This is a genomic window from Winogradskyella sediminis (assembly GCF_003387355.1).
Taxonomy (GTDB): Bacteria; Bacteroidota; Bacteroidia; order Flavobacteriales; family Flavobacteriaceae; genus Winogradskyella; species Winogradskyella sediminis.
The window spans coordinates 684,005-703,284 of record NZ_QUNH01000001.1 but is presented as its reverse complement, the minus strand read 5'-3'; the positions used below and the strand labels follow the sequence as shown (position 1 = coordinate 703,284).

Sequence of the window (19,280 nt, the reverse complement as noted above, 5' to 3'; positions counted from 1 at the left end):
TTATTGCCCTACTGCATATCTTTAAGGCGTTGACGCTCTTCAGCACTTGTAGTACGCTCATTAGTGCTGAGTTTTGTATTACCAAATTTATAACGAAACCCTAATTTTATATATCTGGTATCTCTATCTATAAAACTGGAACTCGACTGATTTAAATAATGTGTAGAGGCTTCATAGTTTTGGAGATTAAAGAAATCTTCAACAGCGAGAGATATCACACCTTTTTTCTTAAAAACAGTTTTTGATAAACTCAGCTCAGAAACTAAACGATCTTCAACCGTTTGAAATTGTTGTAAATTTTTACCAATCCAAGTAAACGTTAGATTTGCCGTTAAACTTTGATCTTTTAAGAAAGCAAAACTATTTGATAAAACACTATAGTTAGACCATTGGTTTTGCTCTACAAATCCTTCTCCGAAATCAGATTCTTCTAAACTATTATAAAACGAAGTTACAAAATAAAGGTTCCAGGTACTGGTAGGATAATAATCAAAGATAAAATCAAAACCGTATTCTACTTTTTTATCTAAATTGATAGGTGTATAAGCGATTTCGTTAGTTTGGTTATCTTGTCGAGGTAGCTCTACAATATCACCATCATAATTCATGTAATAAGCTTCGACCGTAAAATTCTCTAAAAAATTAGTACCTATTTTAAAATGATCAACATACGTTGGTACTAAATTAGGATTACCTAATACAACTGTATTTTCATTTAAGAAAAACGTAAATGGGTTTATGTCCGTATAACTAGGTCTAGAAATACTACGTTTATAATTTCCATATATCAAAACGTTTTCGAGCATCTGATGAGATAAACTTACATTAGGAAACCAATCTAAATAATCTTGTGTGTTAGACTCATTCATTGTTAATGATTCTCCCTTAATGTCACTATGTTCTAATCTTACACCGACATTCAACTCCCATGCCTCCCAAGATTTAGCATAGTTAGAATATGCAGCAAAAACTGTTTCATTATACTTAAAAGCATCTGTATTATTAAGGTCAATAACTTCTGAGTTTCCAACAACATCTAACTTTTCAATATCACTCTCTGTATTAACAGTAGAAAATTTAACACCAACATCAAAATTAGAACTGTCATTAAGAGGTAAACTATAATCTATTTTACCTGTAATAATATTGGTTTTCTGGTTAGCAGTTGAGTTAAACTCTGAATCTCCACTAAACATATTATTATCATTAAAATTGTTGGTAAGTACATTTTGGTCACGCTCATAGTCATAAATCGTATAATGTGCATTAAATGTAAGGTTGGCACTATTATCAAAATCGTGTCTAAAAATTAAATCCGTGCCAATATTATACTTATTATCTCTAGATAAATTATTGCTAGAAAAGCGTCCTTTAAAAACGGAAGTATTATCTCTAATATCTGTATTGTTTCTAATAAGATATTTAAAATACGGTGTATATAGGCCTGTACTTGTGAGACTTAAAGTGTTTTTATCATCAATATAATAATCAAAATTAAGATTAAGATTATGAGTTTCGGACCACGTGTTTCTATTAATATTAGAGGTCCAAATTTCTTCTATGTTATTTGAATTATCTAAATAATTGACTGTATCCTCTTGGTCTCTATTAATTTTGTTCTTTGTGAAACTATAATTAAGATTAAGATTTACCTTATTGTTTTTAAAATAATGGCTTGTACCAGCATTATATCTCGGAAAGACACCTTGGGTATAATTGTTAAATACACTTCCTCTATAACCAGTGACTAGGTTTTTGCTCATTACAATGTTTATTACTGAGCCAGAATCAGCATCATAACTTGCTGGTGGATTTGTAATAACCTCAACCGATTTTATACTATTGGCTGGCGCACTTTCTAACAAAGTAATAAGTTCTTCGGAGGTTAGTTGTACTTTACGATTGTTAATATATACGTCAGCTGGATAACTTTTAATATTAACACCACTTTCTGTCACAATAACTCCTGGTGTATTTTTTAGCACACCTAACGTCGAGCCTTCGCTTAAAGCAGTATTTTCAACATTAAAAATTAAACGATCTGGTTTGCGTGTTATGGTTGGCTTTTTAGCAATTACAGTGACTTCATCCAAACCCTCTGGAACTTCATGAAGTTGAATACGCTTTAAATCTAGATGACCTGTTAGAATAATTTTTTGTGTAAAATCTTTAAAACCTATAAATTTTACTCTAAGTATATATGTCGATGAAGAAAGGTTATTAATTATAAACTGTCCGTTATCATCTGTTGAAGTCCCAGTATAAAATGTACTCCCATCTTCTGCTAAAACAATCACATTAGCCAAAGCTACAGGTTCATCATTTAAGTCCACAACCTGACCTAAAATTGAAAAGTCTTGTGCATAACCGACAATACACAGGTTTAAAAAAAATAGAATAAAATAATACCGTAGGCAAACAATCATGAAATAGGTTTATATTGCAATATATAAATAGTTTTTAACTTTTTATTGAGGTTTTTCCGTAATAAAACCATAATTACTTCTATTACTCAGCTCTTTTTATTATGCTTTTTGATGTCGCAAAGCACAAGAAATCGATTATATTTGCCAATTAGTTGTTTCCTTAGAAAATAAACATGAAAAACATACGTAACTTTTGCATTATTGCACATATAGATCACGGAAAAAGTACTTTAGCTGATCGTTTATTAGATTTTACAGGTTCTGTAACCGCTCGCGAACAACAAGCACAACTTTTGGATAGTATGGACTTAGAACGCGAACGTGGCATTACCATTAAATCGCACGCCATACAAATGGATTATGAACTTAACGGCGAAAAATTTGTACTTAACCTTATTGACACTCCTGGACATGTCGATTTTTCCTATGAGGTTTCTAGATCTATTGCAGCATGTGAAGGTGCTTTATTAATTGTGGATGCTGCTCAAAGTATACAAGCACAAACCATATCTAATCTGTACTTAGCTTTAGAAAATGATTTAGAAATAATTCCGGTTTTAAACAAAGTAGATTTACCAAGTGCAAATCCAGAAGAAGTTACTGACGATATTGTTGACCTCTTAGGCTGTGACCCAGAAGAAGTTATCCATGCCAGTGGTAAAACAGGTTTTGGTGTCGAAAATATTTTAAAAGCCATAATAGAACGTATTCCTGCACCAAAAGGAAATGTAGATGAGCCATTACAAGCTTTAATTTTTGATTCCGTTTACAATACTTTTAGAGGTATTGAAACCTATTTTAGAGTGTTTAATGGTGAAATTAAGAAAGGACAAAAAATTAAATTCGTTGCTACCGATAAAGAGTATTTTGCAGATGAAGTTGGAACATTAAAACTTAATCAGGTACCAAAACAAAGTGTAAAAGCTGGTGATGTAGGCTATTTAATTACAGGAATAAAAACGGCTAAAGAAGTTAAAGTAGGTGATACTATTACCGATTTCGCTAATCCTACAACCAACGTCATTGAAGGATTTGAAGATGTAAAACCAATGGTTTTTGCTGGTATTTATCCTGTAGACACCGAAGATTATGAAGAGTTGCGAAACTCCATGGAAAAATTACAACTTAATGATGCCTCATTAGTCTTTCAGCCCGAAAGTTCTGCAGCTTTAGGATTTGGTTTCCGTTGTGGATTTTTAGGGATGTTACATATGGAAATTATCCAAGAACGTTTAGAGCGCGAATTTGATATGACGGTTATTACAACCGTACCCAACGTATCTTACCACGCCTACACCAATAAAAATCCTGATGAAGCTTTTATTGTTAACAATCCTAGTGATTTACCAGAGCCAACAACGGTAAATAGAGTTGAAGAGCCTTTTATAAAAGCGACCATTATCACAAAATCAGATTTTGTTGGTAACGTCATGAGTCTTTGTATAGAAAAACGTGGTATGATTGTTAACCAAACGTACTTAACTACAGAACGTGTAGAGTTGATTTTTGAAATGCCTTTAGCGGAAATTGTTTTTGATTTTTACGATCGTTTAAAAACTGTTTCTAAAGGTTATGCTTCTTTTGATTACCATCCAATAGGAATGAAAGTCTCTAAACTTGTACGTTTAGACGTTTTGTTAAATTCTCAGCCTGTGGATGCCCTTTCGGCATTAATACACGCAGATAACGCACATAACATAGGTAAAAAGATGTGTGAGAAGTTAAAAGAACTTATACCGAGACAACAATTTGATATTCCGATCCAGGCTGCTATTGGAGCAAAAATTATTTCTAGAGAAACGGTAAAAGCACTGCGTAAAGATGTTACTGCCAAATGTTATGGTGGAGATATTTCTCGAAAACGTAAGTTACTTGAAAAGCAGAAAAAAGGTAAAAAACGTATGCGCCAAGTGGGTAATGTTGAAATACCGCAACAAGCATTTATGGCAGTATTAAAACTGAACGATTAACAGTGTTTACAATTACATACTAATATTATTATAAATTAAAAAAGATTCCTACATAAGCAGGAATCTTTTTTAGTTTAAAAGGTACAGATTATTTTACTCTTCTTTTGCTACTTTTTCAACATCAAAAGGTTTTCCCAAGTACACCAGTTTAAAATCTTGGCCTATCTTATCCTCTTTTCTGTTGTGTACTGATATAATATGAAGTTCTCCTTCATCATCTTTTAAAAATAATGGTATCATATATTTATCCTTGCGCGCCATTTCCATAAGACTAGCATAATGCTCTTTATTATCTATTTCAATTTCTTGGATTGCTGGATATTTACGAGTAACCTCCATTAAATTGATATAATCATCAGTTGGAGAAAATAAACCTTCTTTTGGGCTTTTTTCAGGGTGATTCATTTCATCTGAAGTCACTAGTCGGTACGACCCATTTTCACCAAATTCTTTACTGAATTTTTCAATGGCATAAGCGTTAATATCCGAATTTCCAGTCATAGCCATGATATAACCGATATCATTTAACTCAATGTTATCGGAAAGCGTATCGGCATAAATATTACTACTTAAGGCTTCAAGTCCTAATTCTTCAGCCTTATCAATGTTATTTTGATTACTATCAATAAGCACAACGTGCCTACCGTTACTCACTAAATAATGTCCTAATAAACGAGAGAGCTTAGACGCTCCTACAATTAATATTCCATTAGATTTTTTCAAAAATACTCCTACTAATCTTGCAAATAAACGGGCTGTGGTGGCGTTTAATAAAACGGTTCCTAAAACAATCATAAACACTAAAGGTGTAATGTATTCAGCACCTTCTACTCCTTGTCGCATTAGCTTACTACCAAAAAGCGACGCAATACCTGCTGCAACAATACCACGAGGTCCTACCCAACTTATAAATAGTTTTTCATTTAGGTTTAATTTAGAACCCTGAGTACTTGCAAAAACGGCAATAGGTCTTACTACAAAAACAACAATTGCAAAAAGAATAGCTGTATTCCAAGTGTAGAGTAACATTAAATCTTCAATATCAATATTTGCCGCTAAAAGGATAAATAAAATAGAAATTAACAAGACGCTAAGCGACTCTTTAAAATATAACAACTCCTTTAGGTTATCTAGTTTACTATTTCCTAAAACCATTCCCATAACAACAACTGCTAATAAACCAGACTCGTGCGCAAATAATTCAGATTCTACAAACACTAGTAACACTGTTGACAATGAGACTACATTTAATAAGTAATGCGGAATTAATTTTTTATTTATAGCAAAAGCTAAGGCATGTGCAAACGTGAAGCCAAAGGTGGTACCAAACAATACAATTTTACCAAATTCCATTAAGGCTGTTTTAGTAAAACCACTATCTCCACCAACACTTATAAATTCAAAAACCAAAACGGCCACTAAGGCTCCGATCGGATCTATGAGAATACCTTCCCATTTTAAAACCGTTGACACATCTTTTTTAAGAGGAATGTTTCGTAAAATAGGTGTAATTACTGTTGGTCCTGTTACAATGATAAGACCCGCAAAAAGAAACGATAAATCCCAACTTAAATTAAATGTGTAATGTGCAACAATACCAGCACCAAAGAATGTAATAGCAGAACCTACAGTTATAAGTTTGGTAATTACAGGGCCTACATTTTTTATTTCAGCACGCTTTAAGGTGAGACCACCTTCAAATAAAATTATACTTATAGCTAAGGAAACAAAATAATATAAGCTATCACCTGGAAATAACCCTTTTGTACCATTCCAAATCGGTTCTATCCATTTGGTTTTATCTTCACTTAAAAATTCTGCTGCAATAGGACCAACTAATAATCCTATTAATATCAAGGGTAAAATAGCCGGAATTTTAAATTTCCAAGCCACCCACTGTGCCAATATACCAAGGATTATAATTCCTGCGAGTTCTAACATCTAAAATACTTTTTGCGTGAAAATACTAAATTCTCTTTTTATAAAAGGCTTTAATTTCACAACTCTTATGTATCTTATTACGGTTTAAGACGTTTTTTAAAACCTTAGCTACCTTGTGTTTATTAAAATACATTAACCCTCTTGGTCGTTTGCGTCTTTTTCTTCAGATTTATAATACACACGTTTTAAACTTTTTTTCAGTAAAGTAAATCTATAAATACCTATAACAAAAAAGACCACACTAAATACTATGGCTGTCAGTGCCAAGTACTTAAAATTAGCAAACTCTTTTAATTGGTATAAGGCAATGGCTCCTAGTAGCAAATATAATGACGAACGAATATAAGATAAAAGTGTGCGCTCGTTGGCCAATCTGGTACGCTCTATTGCTAAATAATCTCGTAAAATAACTTGCTGATCTGGTTTAAAATCGCGACCAAAACGCAAGAGTTTAATTTTCTTCATTTTTAACGGTGACTTCGATATTCGTTTCATTACTAATTTATTTTACCTTTCTAAAAGTAAATATTTTTTAGAATAGAATAGAGAATATACAAAGCTTAATTGTTAAATATCCTCTAATTTATGAAGACTAACAACAATTAGTCTTAAAGCTTTTAGTAATTTGCAAGACTTACAAATTAAAATCTAAAATGCAGTTATATCCAATCCAATCTGGCAACTTTAAACTCGATGGAGGCGCAATGTTTGGTGTTGTACCAAAATCTATATGGCAACGCACCAATCCTTCTGATAACAATAACATGATAGATATTGCAGCACGTTGTTTGTTAATTGAAGATGGAAATCGTCTTATCCTGGTAGATACCGGAATGGGTAACAAACAAAGTGAAAAATTCTACGGTTACTATTTTCTCTATGGAGACGATAGTATAGATAAATCTTTAGCATCTCACGGATTTCACAGAGATGATATTACCGATGTTTTTATGACACATCTGCATTTTGATCATTGTGGTGGCAGCATTCAATGGAACAAAGACCGAACAGGTTACGAACCTGCGTTTAAAAATGCACACTTTTGGAGTAATGCAGACCACTGGAAATGGGCAACAGAACCAAATAGGCGTGAAGTAGCTTCATTTTTGAAGGAAAATATTTTGCCAATGGAAGACAGTGGACAGTTAAAATTTACTTCAGTGCCTGATGATCGTATTTTAAAAAATTCGGAACTTGGTTTTGATATTTTCTTTGCCAATGGACATACAGATAAACAAATGATTCCGATGATTCATTACAAAGGAAAAACCATTTGTTTTATGGCAGATTTATTACCCACAGTAGGGCATTTACCACTTCCTTTTGTAATGGGTTATGATACCAGACCATTATTAACGCTTGACGAAAAAGAGTTGTTTTTAAATAAAGCTGCAGATAACAATTTCTATTTATTTCTAGAACACGATGCACATAACGAAATTATAACCGTAAAACACACGGAGAAAGGAGTAAGACTTAATGAAACCTTTACTACAAACGACCTTTTTAACTAAAATTTTAATAACAACTATAAATTAAGACATGAAACAAACATATCTTACTTTTGATAGCCAAAAGCAAACAGATATGAATGGAACATGTAACCATTAAAAACAATAAATAAAAACATGAAATTTAATTACAGAGTAATAGCTTATTTAGGGTTTGCAGGAACCCTATTCTTAGGATGTAGCACAGGAAAAATTCTTTCTACTCCAATTGAAAATATAGATTCAGCTCCTTTAAAAGTTACAGAATTAACGGAAGCCGAAGCAAAACATTGGGGACATTTAGATCTTGTAAAAGATACGATTCCTGGTATGAGTGTTGATAAAGCTTATGATGAAATTATAAAGAATAAAAAAGGTAAAAAAGTTATTGTTGCTGTTATCGACTCTGGTATTGATATTGATCACGAGGATTTAAGAAACGTAATTTGGACCAATGAAGACGAAATTCCAAACAACGGAATAGATGACGATAAAAATGGTTATATCGATGATGTACATGGTTGGAATTTTTTAGGAGACGGTTACGATGAACAGTTAGAATATGTACGTTTGGTAGCAAGTGGAGACACTTCTAATCCACGTTATGATGAAGCTATAGCTTTGCAAAAAGAAGAATATGATACTTATATGGGAGCTAAAACTCGCTATGAGCAAATATTAAACGTTATTAAAAATGCCGATGAATTGTTAGCCGCTCACCTTGGTAAAAAAGACTATTCTATAGAAGAAGTTAAGGCAATAAAAACAGAAGATGAATCATTAAACCAAGCCATTCAAATTGCACAAAACATCAATGCAAATGGTGGTACTTTTGAAGAAGCTAGTGCAGAAATTAGTGGACAATTAGAAAGCTTTAACGAACGTTTAAACTATAATTTAAATCCAGATTTCTCAGGTCGTACTACTAATGATGATATCAATGATTTATCTGATATCGGTTATGGAAATGGAAACGTTAAGCCTGTTAAAAAATCAGAGTCTCACGGAACTCATGTTGCAGGAATCATTGCTGCTGAACGAAATAACGGACTTGGTGCAAATGGTGTAGCAAATAACGTAGAAATTATGTCTATAAGAGCTGTACCAAATGGTGATGAATACGATAAAGATGTTGCTTTAGCGATTCGTTATGCTGTAGATAATGGAGCAAAGGTAATCAATGGAAGTTTTGGTAAATCATTTTCTCCTCATGCTGATTGGGTAAGAGATGCCATTAAATACGCTTCGGATAATGATGTAGTATTTGTACACGCTGCCGGGAATTCTAGTGAAAATATTGATGTAGAACCTAACTTTCCTGATGATAATGTTGATTTCGTTGAAGTTTCAAATTCATATATTAGAGTGGGTTCTTTAACCTCTAAATACGGTTCTAAAATTGTTTCAGGGTTTTCTAATTATGGAAAACAAAATGTAGATGTTTTTGCACCAGGATCTGCCATCTATTCAACGTTTCCAGAGAATGACTATAAGAGTATAAGTGGAACTTCTATGGCATCGCCTGCTGTTGCTGGTGTAGTAGCTTTAGTACGCTCTTATTACCCTAAATTAACTGCGGCTCAGGTAAAACAAGTTATTTTAGAATCTGGACTACCATTAACAACAAAAGTAGTCGTTGGTGGAGATGCTTCTAACGTAAAACCATTTTTAGATTTATCAAAAACTGGTAAAATTGTTAATGCATACAACGCCTTAATTATGGCTTCAAAATTATAATAATCCTTTTTGGATTTCATTACAATAATTGGGTTATTTAGTTGAATATCTAGGTAACCCAATTACATATAACGTCTTTATATTAAAAAAACAATTGGTATGAAACATTCTATTCTTGGTCTTCTTTCTATTTTAATTTTAATCTCTTGTGGATCTACTGAACAAGCTTTTAAAAGCACTAACTCAGCAAATAATGCAACAAATGGCTATTGGCAACAACACGTGGATTATACCATGGCAATAGACATGGATGTTAATAATTATCAATATAAAGGGACTCAAAAATTGGTATACACTAATAACTCACCAGATGTGCTTAATCGCGTATACTACCATTTGTATTTTAATGCTTTTCAACCAGGAAGTGAAATGGATGTACGCTCTCGTACTATCGATGATCCAGACCGTCGTGTGGGAGATCGTATAAGTAAACTTCAACCCAATGAAATTGGTTATATAAAGGTTAATTCTTTACTACAAAATGGAACTTCTGTTTCTTATAAAACTGTCGGTACCGTTTTAGAAGTGCAATTAGACAAGCCTATTCAACCTGGTGAAAAAATCACTTTTAATATGGATTTTGATGCTCAAGTACCTGTTCAAATTCGTCGTTCTGGTAGAAATAATGCTGAAGGAGTAGCCTTATCCATGTCACAATGGTATCCAAAATTAGCAGAATACGATGATGAAGGTTGGCATGCAGATCCGTACATCGGAAGAGAGTTTCACGGTGTTTGGGGTGATTTTGATGTTAAATTAACTATAGACAAAGATTATGTAGTTGGCGGAACAGGATATCTTCAAGGAGAACCCACTGAAACTTCTGATAAAAAAACGTATCATTTTATAGCTCCTAAAGTACATGATTTTACTTGGGCTGCTGATCCTGATTATATTCACGATACGTTTCAAATGCCAAATGGACCAACCCTTCACTTCTATTATAAGAGTACATTAGATAAAGTGTATTTAGATAATTGGAAAAAATTACCAGCAGATACAGCGTTATTAATGGACTTTTTTAATGAGCATATTGGAGAATATCCTTACGATCAATATTCTGTAATCCAAGGTGGAGATGGAGGTATGGAATATGCCATGAGTACTTTAATCACCGGTAAACGTAAATACGGTAGCTTATTAGGTGTTACAGCACACGAGTTAGCACACACTTGGTTTCAATTTTTGTTAGCTTCTAACGAATCTAAACACGAGTGGATGGATGAAGGCTTTACAAGTTATATTTCTAACTTAGCTATGCATTCACTAAACGGAAATAAAAATTCTAATCCACTTTCTGGGTCGTATAGAGGTTATTATGCGCTCGCTAATTCTGGAGTAGAACAACCCTTAACAACGCATTCTGATCGTTACGCTTCAAACAGGGTGTATGGAGCAGCTGCGTATAGCAAAGGTGCAGTATTCTTAGCGCAATTAGGTTATGTTATTGGTGACGCTAATTTAGATAAAACCATCAAAAAATATTATCAAGATTTTAAGTTTAAACATCCAAAACCATTCGATATTATTAGAACTGCAGAACGTATCACAGATTTTGAACTCGATTGGTATTTTACTGATTTTGCACAAACTACAAATACTATTGATTACGGTATCTCTTCGGTTGATGGTAAAAAAATTACCTTAGAGCGCATAGGTCTAATGCCCATGCCAATAGATCTTACTGTAACCTATACAGATGGTACTACTGAAGATTTTTATATACCATTGCAAATGATGCGCGGAGAAAAGCCGACTTCAGCAACCATTATTAACGATTGGGCTTGGGCAATGCCTACCTATTCTTTTGATGCAAAAAAGGTTGTAAAATCAGTAGAAATTGATAGTTCTCAAATGATGGCAGATGTAGACCGAACTAACAATGTGTTTACAAAATAAGTCACAGTCGCAATATAAATGAATCAAAACCGCATCATGTTGATGCGGTTTTTTATTTTTGTTAAACTAGATGAACAAAAAGTGAACTTTAAGTATTCAAAAAAAGATAAACTAAAAAGTAAAAAGCTGATAGAGCAACTTTTTACAGAGGGTAAAGCCGTAACCGCTTATCCGCTAAGGTTGGTATATCTTAAAACCACCTTTATAGATGGCTCGCAACTTAAAACAGGTGTATCCGTAAGCAAACGCTTGCATAAAACGGCTGTGTCTAGGAATCAAATTAAACGCTTAATACGTGAAGCTTATAGGCTTAATAAACCGCTTTACTTTAACAATAGTTCAGCATCTTATGCGTTTATGATTTTATACCTCAGTAAAGATGGAACAACTTTTGATAAACTAAATCACAGCATTAAATTGTTGTTTAAAAAATTTTTAGCTAAAAACGAACCTTTAGAAAAACCATCAGATTGTAAAATTTCTGAATAATAAACACATGAAAACACGTTTACAAAAAAAAATATTTATCCCTGTTTTAGCTGTGCTTATTTTTTTTAGCACCACAGCTTTTAAAAACGACTTCTTTGAAATAGCAAAACAAATTGAAATCTTTACTATGCTATTTAAAGAAATTAATATGAATTATGTGGATGATACCAATCCTGGTGATTTAATGGACACCGCTATAAAAAGTATGTTAGACGATTTAGATCCCTATACTCAATTTTATAACGAACAAGATGTAGAAGCCTCTAGAATTAACAATGCAGGCGATTATACTGGGATTGGTGCTAAAGTATTAACCTTACAAGATAAATTGGTTATTGTTGAGCCTTATAAAAATTATGCTGCTGATAAAGCCGGACTTAAAGCAGGCGACGAAATTATAAAAGTAGATAAGGTAAGCGTTGCCGATTTTAAAGATGATGCGGCCAACTTATTACAAGGCGCAGCAGGTACAGAAGTTACTGTAACTTATAAACGACAAGGAAAAACCAATACCGTAAAAATTATTAGAGAATCGCTAGAAATTAAAGCCGTACCGCATTATTCTATGGTCGATGAAAAAACGGGTTATGTAGTACTGAGAAAGTTTAATGATAAAGCCTCTTCAGAAACGATTAGAGCTATTAAAGCACTAAAAAACCAGGGAGCAACCCAATTAATTTTAGATTTAAGAGGAAATCCTGGTGGTTTATTGCACGAAGCCGTTAATGTTACCAACATATTTGTACCTAAAGATCAGTTGGTTGTCACCACAAAATCTAAAGTAAAAAAATATAATAAAACGTATTATACCCAACGTGAAGCAATAGATACCGAAATTCCTTTAGTTGTTTTAATCGATGGTAAAAGTGCATCGGCAAGCGAAATTGTATCTGGGGCATTACAAGACATGGATCGCGCTGTAATTGTTGGGACCAGAAGCTTTGGAAAAGGATTGGTACAAAGACCAAAACCTTTAACTTATGGTACACAAATGAAAATCACAATTTCTAGATATTATACACCTTCTGGTCGCTGCATTCAGGCACTAGATTATTGGAATCGTGATGAAAACGGTAATGCTACAAGAACACGACAAGAAAATTATAATGCCTTTAAAACCAGAAATGGACGCAACGTATTTGATGGAGGTGGAGTAGAACCAGATATAGAAGTTGAATATTCTAAACTCTCAACCATTACTAAAGCCATATCAAATGAAAATTTAGTATTTAATTTTGCCACAAATTATTACTACAATAATCAAATTGAAGATTTAAAGAGCTTTACACTTTCGGATGCTGACTTTAGAGCGTTTAAAAATTATATTAAATCTAGCGGTTTTAATTTTGAAACCAAAACCGAAACAGCTTTACACAATGCTATTCTCATTGCTAAAGAAGAAGCATTAGATACAGAAATTGATTCGGAATATAAAGCCTTAACTAAAGCTTTACAAGCGTATAAAACAAATGCTATAGACGATAATAAAACCCAATTAAAAGCGCTGCTTACAGACGAGATTATAAAACGCTATTTTTATAGTGAAGGTTTATATACATATTACACTGCTAATAATGCAGAAATCAAAAAAGCCTTAAGCGTTCTTAATAACCCGTCACAGTATGCGAGTATTTTGAGATAGCGTTAAAATTATTTATATTTAACGTCATACTTATTTTCTATAAGTGCGAAAATTATAATTTAAGATGAGACCCCTAATTATCCTTTTATGCCTAATTTTTCAACTTTCTTTTGCTCAAAAAGAATTGAAACACGAGGTGTATTTTGAAACTGATCAGCATGTTATTCCTGAAACTGAGCATAGTAGGTTATTACTTTTTTTATCAGAAATTGAAGATATTGACATAGAAAAAGTATCAATCTATGGCTTTACAGATGATAGAGGAAGTGATAATTATAATCTTGTTTTATCACAAAATCGTGCGGATGCCATTAAAGAAGTCTTTTCAAATAATGAGTTTGATGAGACTAAAATGACTAATGTGGATGGAAAAGGTAAAATTTTAGTCAATATTATTAAAGAAAATGATTTAAACAAAATACGTGGACTTAACCGTAAAGTTGAAATCATTGTAACTCCTGTTTTTCCACCGAAACCTGTAGAAGAAAAGCCAGTTGTAAATACCACCGAAGACTTATTAAAAGGAGAATTAAAAGAAGGAGATAAAATTTTACTCGACAACTTATTGTTTAGAACTGGTTATAGTTACTTAACTAAAGAATCTAAAGTTGTACTCGATAGAATTGCAGAAATTTTAGTTGAGCGTACTAATGTTTATTTTACAATTGAAGGACATGTGTGTTGTACACAAGGTCAGCGAGATGCTATAGATCGTAAAACCAAAAAACGTAATCTATCTGTAGCACGTGCCAAATACATCTATGATTATTTAGTAGATAAAGGTGTTAAACACTACCGTATGAAGTTTGTAGGCATGCGCAGAAAGCAACCATTAGGTGGTAAGCCCGAACTAGATAGACGTGTAGAAATACTAGTAACACGTATCTATGAGAAATAGTTAGGATTTAAGCATATTAATATGAGGAATACCATCTTCTAAATAGTCTTCCCCATCTTCTATAAATCCTAGATTATTATAAAACTGTTTTAAATATACTTGTGCAGATATCCTAATAATGGTATCATTATAATGCGTTTTAATAGCATTTATAGAAGCTTTCATTATATCGTAGCCATATTTAAATTTCCGCTCTTGTTGTGCCACGACTACTCTGCCAATACTAGCTTCTTTAAAATAATCGCCTGCTTTAAAAATACGAGTATAGGCTACTATTTTATCATTCTTATAACCAAAAATATGTAGTGCTTTTTGGTCCTTACCATCTATGTCTTGATAAACACAATCTTGCTCAACCACAAAAACTTCGCTTCGTAATTGAAGTATATTGTAAAGTTCTTGTGTAGTTAAAGCATTAAACTTTTTAGTTGTAATATGTATCATTAATCTTGTACAATAACCTCTTTCGGGTCTTCTTTATTAAATTCTGGTTGAATAGTAACATGATTTATATTAAACTTTTCATGCAAAATCGTTTCAATATCTAGAAGTAAACTATTAAATGCTGTGGTAGAAATATCTTCCTTTAAATCTAAGTGTGCTTCTAAATGCAACTCATGGTCACTTAAATTCCAAATATGCACATGGTGTAATTTATTAACTTTAGGTAATTTATTTACCGCTCTTACAACGTCTTTAATATTAATATTTGTAGGAGTAAACAACATTAACATACCTGTAGATATTTTAAGTAAATCGTAACCTACCCAAATTAAATATAATGCAATTAATAAGGTGAGTAAACTATCTACCCAAAATACTTGGTAATATTTCATTAATAATCCACCAACTAAAACAGCTACGCTTGCTAACATATCGGTAAATAAGTGTAGATATGCCGAACGCATATTAATATTATTTTTAGAGTCTTTTCTTAATAATAGAACACTTAAACCATTTCCTATAATCGCAACAATAGAAAGCCAAATCACTAAGCCAGATTCTACTTCTTCGGGAGTTTTAAACCGCTTTACAGCTTCAATAATTAATAATACAGCAACGACAATTAAAGTACTTGCGTTAATAAAAGCAGCTAAAATTTCTGCACGTTTATACCCAAAGGTTCTATTTATTGAAGCCTTTTGCTTTGTTAATAGTGAGGCTATATAACTCACAATTAACGATATTACATCGCTAAAATTATGTAAAGCATCGCTTAATAATGATAAGCTTCCAGAAACTAATCCACCAATAACCTGAGCTACTGTAATAACAATATTTAATACTATTGATATTAACAGTTTCTGGCCTTTTAAATCCTTATGATCATGAGCGTGATTATGAAGATGGGAATGACTCATTTAACATGATGCTGGAATTTTATCCACACGGTTTTGATGACGACCACCTTCAAATTCAGTATTTAAAAATGTATCTACCATTTTAATAGCTTGTGGAATCGATGTAAAACGCGCCGGAATACAAATAATATTAGCATTATTGTGCAAACGTGTTAATTCGGTAATTTCGTTTGTCCAACATACTCCAGCTCTTACATGTTGATACTTATTAGCTGTCATAGCAACACCATTAGCGCTTCCACATATAAGAATACCAAAATCTACTTTTTTAGCTTCTACGTCTTTAGCCACTGGATGTACAAAATCTGGATAATCTACGCTATCTAAACTATCGGTTCCATAATTAGTAATGGTATGTCCATTGGCTTCTAAATGCTTAACGATTGCAAATTTATAATCTGGTCCTGCGTGATCGTTTCCTATTGAAATAGTCATAATTGCGTGGTCTTTGTTATTAAACTTCAAAGTTAACAATTGATTATAAGTAAGCATAACTAATAATGTTATACTTATCCATAAGTTTTAATTTTGATGTGTCCGTTTTTAGTTGACGTTATTAAACGATGTTAATAAGTATCACTTCTAATGATAACTAAATGTTAATAACTGTTCACAACTCTTGAAAATAAAAATTAGGATTATCCACATATTTTTCCAAACCAGAATAGAAAGTTAAAATCCTAATTAGTTAGCCATTTTTTTAAAATAAGTTATCAAACTAAAATTTTATGAAATCAACAGTATTTTTAAAAATACATATGAGTCAATTCTATTAACAATCGTTATTAACAGATGTTAATAGCTTTCTAAGGAAGCTTAGAAATGAAGCGATTAGATGTAAATTTAATGTTAACTAAAATGTTGTAAAATGTAAACTACGAAGAATCAAAATAAAACTTCAAAAAGTTATAGCCACTATTAACAGACTATAATAACCACTATTTATTTTTTAAAATTTTAAAAGAAAAAAGATGATATGTATATATATGTTGATAACATCGTTTTTTATTAATTTAACCTTAGCTAAACACTATTAAATAATTTAACCGTAACTTTGTAGTAAACTTAATCTCCTCTCTTCGCTTTTATTAAGTTTTAAATAAGAATTCCTATCACTTATAGGAAATGAATATGATTACAATTATACATGACAAAAAAGAAAAAAAGGAAATCTAGAAGTAATAAGATTTCTAACCTTACAAATACAATTCTTAGTATTTTAAAAAAAGATAGAAACCAATCCTTTAATTATAAACAAATTGCTGCTAAACTTGGTGTTAACGATGCTAGTAGTCGCAATCAAATTATAAAGAAACTACAACAACTCAAAGCTAAACAAGAGATTGAAGAAGTAGATCGTGGTAAGTTTAAAGCTATTGTTAATACCGAATATCATACTGGTATTTTAGATGTAGCTTCTAAAGGGAATGGCTATGTAATTTCAGACGATTTTGAAGAAGATATATTCATCGCTTCAAACAATATGAACAAAGCTTTACATGGTGACGAAGTAGAATTCTACGCTTATAAAAGAAAACACAGAGGCAAACAAGAAGGAGAAATTACCAATATTATAAAGCGTGCTAAAACGGAATATGTTGGAAGTATTCAAATTCATGATAAAAAGAATTTTGCCTTCGTTGTTGTTGAAAGTAGTAAAATGTACACCGACATTTTTGTTCCAATAAACAAAACTAATAAAGCAGAAGATGGAGATATTGTGTTGGTATCATTAGAAGATTGGCCAGAAAAGGCTGATTCTCCTAACGGAAAAGTCATAGAAGTTTTAGGAAAACCAGGTGAGCATAGTACCGAAATTCATGCCATTTTAGCAGAATACGGATTACCCTTAGAGTTTCCGCACGAAGTGGAAGCTTTTGCTAATAAGATTGATTTAGAAATTAAACCTGAAGAAATAGCGAAACGACGTGATATGCGTAAAGATTTAACCTTTACGATAGATCCTAAGGACGCCAAAGATTTTGATGATGCTTTATCCTTTAAAATTTTAGATAATGGCTTATATGAAATAGGCATCCATATAGCAGATGTATCGCATTATTTACAGCCAGGAACGGTTTTAGATGATGAAGCTTACGAACGTGCTACATCCATTTATTTAGTAGATCGTGTTGTACCAATGTTACCAGAAATATTGAGTAATGGAGCTTGTTCACTGCGTCCACATGAGGAAAAATATACCTTTTCTGCTGTGTTTCATATGAACGATAAATGCGAAATTAAAAAAGAATGGTTTGGTAGAACCGTGACCTATTCTGATGCGCGATTTGCCTATGAAGAAGCACAAGCCATAATTGAAAATAATGCGTCGCTTAATAACGTTGATGTATTAAAACATAAAGAAAAAATAGATACAACAATTCCTACTGAGGTTTCATTAACTGGTAAAAGTTATCAAACAGATATAGATATTGCACAAGCTATTACAAAAATGAATCAATTGGCTCGAAAAATGCGATCGGTACGTATGCGAGAAGGAGCTATCTCTTTTGATAAAGTTGAAGTAAAATTTAACTTAGATGAAGAAGCTAATCCAATCGGTATTCATTTTAAAACTAGTAAGGATGCTAATAAGATGATTGAAGAATTTATGCTATTAGCTAACCGAAAAGTATCTGAGTTTGTAGGTAAACAAAAGAAAACATTTGTGTATCGTGTTCACGATGAACCTGACGAATCTAAATTAGCACAACTTCAAACCGTTGTAGCACGTTTTGGACATAAATTAAATTTTAAAGATAAAGGCAGTATTGCATCCTCTTTAAATAATTTACTAAAGGATGTTGTTGGTAAAAAAGAACAGAATTTAGTAGATACTTTAACAATTAGAACCATGTCTAAAGCGGAATACACAACACATAATATAGGGCATTATGGTTTAGCGTTTGAGTATTACAGTCATTTTACTTCACCAATTAGACGTTATCCAGATGTCATGGCACACCGTTTATTACAACGTTATTTAGATGGCGAAAAATCTGCCAATGAAGACATTTATGAAGAACGTTGTAAGCATTCTAGTAACATGGAATATTTAGCAACTAAAGCAGAGCGCGATTCTATTAAATACATGCAGATTCGCTTTATGCAAGATCATCAAGATGAAGAATTTTTGGGTGTTATTTCTGGAGTTACCGATTGGGGAATTTATATTGAAATTATTTCTAATAAATGTGAAGGCATGGTAAGTGTTAGAGATTTAAAAGATGATCACTATCAATTTGACCAGGATCAGTATGCTATGATTGGTAAAAACACTGATACCATGTACCAGCTTGGTGATGAAGTCGTTGTTAAAGTTAAAAATGCAGATTTAGCTAAAAAGCATCTCGATTTCTATATGGTAGGAAAACCTGAAACTAGTGAAGAGTAACATCTTTACTAAAAATAAGACTTATAGTAAAAC

14 protein-coding genes are annotated in these 19,280 nt (G+C 32.4%); 8 read left to right on the top strand and 6 right to left on the bottom strand.

The window, feature by feature from the left end; translation table 11 throughout:
- Window positions 1-8 precede the first annotated feature (8 nt).
- Window positions 9-2,426, bottom strand: a complete 2,418-nt coding sequence (locus C8N41_RS03010; protein WP_115838164.1) for a TonB-dependent receptor domain-containing protein — start codon at window positions 2,424-2,426, stop codon at window positions 9-11.
- 173 nt (window positions 2,427-2,599) lie between these two features.
- Here C8N41_RS03010 and lepA point away from each other — a divergent pair, with 173 nt between their 5' ends.
- Window positions 2,600-4,396 (top strand): translation elongation factor 4, encoded by a 1,797-nt coding sequence (gene lepA, locus C8N41_RS03005; RefSeq protein WP_092445835.1) that lies wholly within the window; start codon window positions 2,600-2,602, stop codon window positions 4,394-4,396.
- Between the two features lie 93 nt (window positions 4,397-4,489).
- On the opposite strand, the gene C8N41_RS03000 is transcribed toward lepA, so the two are convergent.
- Both C8N41_RS03000 and C8N41_RS02995 read right to left on the bottom strand, forming a co-directional pair.
- A complete protein-coding gene (locus C8N41_RS03000) occupies window positions 4,490-6,337 on the bottom strand; it encodes a cation:proton antiporter (RefSeq protein ID WP_092445837.1) in 1,848 nt (615 codons plus the stop codon).
- Between the two features lie 132 nt (window positions 6,338-6,469).
- On the bottom strand, window positions 6,470-6,802 hold the full coding sequence (locus C8N41_RS02995; RefSeq protein ID WP_249033229.1) for a DUF202 domain-containing protein: 333 nt from the start codon (window positions 6,800-6,802) through the stop codon (window positions 6,470-6,472).
- 188 nt (window positions 6,803-6,990) lie between these two features.
- Here C8N41_RS02995 and C8N41_RS02990 point away from each other — a divergent pair, with 188 nt between their 5' ends.
- From C8N41_RS02990 to C8N41_RS02965, 6 genes are all read left to right on the top strand, one after another.
- Window positions 6,991-7,851: an MBL fold metallo-hydrolase gene (locus C8N41_RS02990; RefSeq protein WP_115838163.1), complete on the top strand. Its 861-nt coding sequence runs from the start codon at window positions 6,991-6,993 to the stop codon at window positions 7,849-7,851.
- Between the two features lie 114 nt (window positions 7,852-7,965).
- Entirely contained in the window at window positions 7,966-9,564 is a 1,599-nt protein-coding gene (locus C8N41_RS02985; protein WP_115838162.1) for a S8 family peptidase, read from the top strand.
- Between the two features lie 99 nt (window positions 9,565-9,663).
- The gene (locus tag C8N41_RS02980; RefSeq protein ID WP_115838161.1) at window positions 9,664-11,463 is read left to right on the top strand and encodes a M1 family metallopeptidase; all 1,800 of its coding nucleotides are present in this window, start codon (window positions 9,664-9,666) and stop codon (window positions 11,461-11,463) included.
- A gap of 42 nt (window positions 11,464-11,505) precedes the next feature.
- Entirely contained in the window at window positions 11,506-11,952 is a 447-nt protein-coding gene (gene rnpA / locus C8N41_RS02975; RefSeq protein WP_394331433.1) for a ribonuclease P protein component, read from the top strand.
- A 7-nt stretch (window positions 11,953-11,959) separates the two neighbouring features.
- A complete protein-coding gene (locus C8N41_RS02970) occupies window positions 11,960-13,594 on the top strand; it encodes a S41 family peptidase (protein ID WP_115838160.1) in 1,635 nt (544 codons plus the stop codon).
- A 64-nt stretch (window positions 13,595-13,658) separates the two neighbouring features.
- A complete protein-coding gene (locus C8N41_RS02965) occupies window positions 13,659-14,492 on the top strand; it encodes an OmpA family protein (RefSeq protein WP_092445847.1) in 834 nt (277 codons plus the stop codon).
- Here the strand turns inward: C8N41_RS02965 and C8N41_RS02960 are convergent, their stop codons facing one another.
- The 3 genes from C8N41_RS02960 to rpiB are packed head-to-tail and all read right to left on the bottom strand — an operon-like array spanning window position 14,493 to window position 16,288.
- Complete coding sequence (locus C8N41_RS02960; RefSeq protein ID WP_115838159.1) at window positions 14,493-14,936, bottom strand: GNAT family N-acetyltransferase; 444 nt, start codon at window positions 14,934-14,936, stop codon at window positions 14,493-14,495.
- Window positions 14,936-15,853 (bottom strand): cation diffusion facilitator family transporter, encoded by a 918-nt coding sequence (locus C8N41_RS02955; RefSeq protein ID WP_092445851.1) that lies wholly within the window; start codon window positions 15,851-15,853, stop codon window positions 14,936-14,938. Before C8N41_RS02955 ends, C8N41_RS02960 begins: the two co-directional genes overlap by 1 nt.
- Window positions 15,854-16,288 (bottom strand): ribose 5-phosphate isomerase B, encoded by a 435-nt coding sequence (gene rpiB / locus C8N41_RS02950; protein WP_115838158.1) that lies wholly within the window; start codon window positions 16,286-16,288, stop codon window positions 15,854-15,856.
- Between the two features lie 712 nt (window positions 16,289-17,000).
- Here rpiB and C8N41_RS02945 point away from each other — a divergent pair.
- A complete protein-coding gene (locus C8N41_RS02945; protein WP_115838157.1) occupies window positions 17,001-19,247 on the top strand; it encodes a ribonuclease R family protein in 2,247 nt (748 codons plus the stop codon).
- Window positions 19,248-19,280 lie beyond the last annotated feature (33 nt).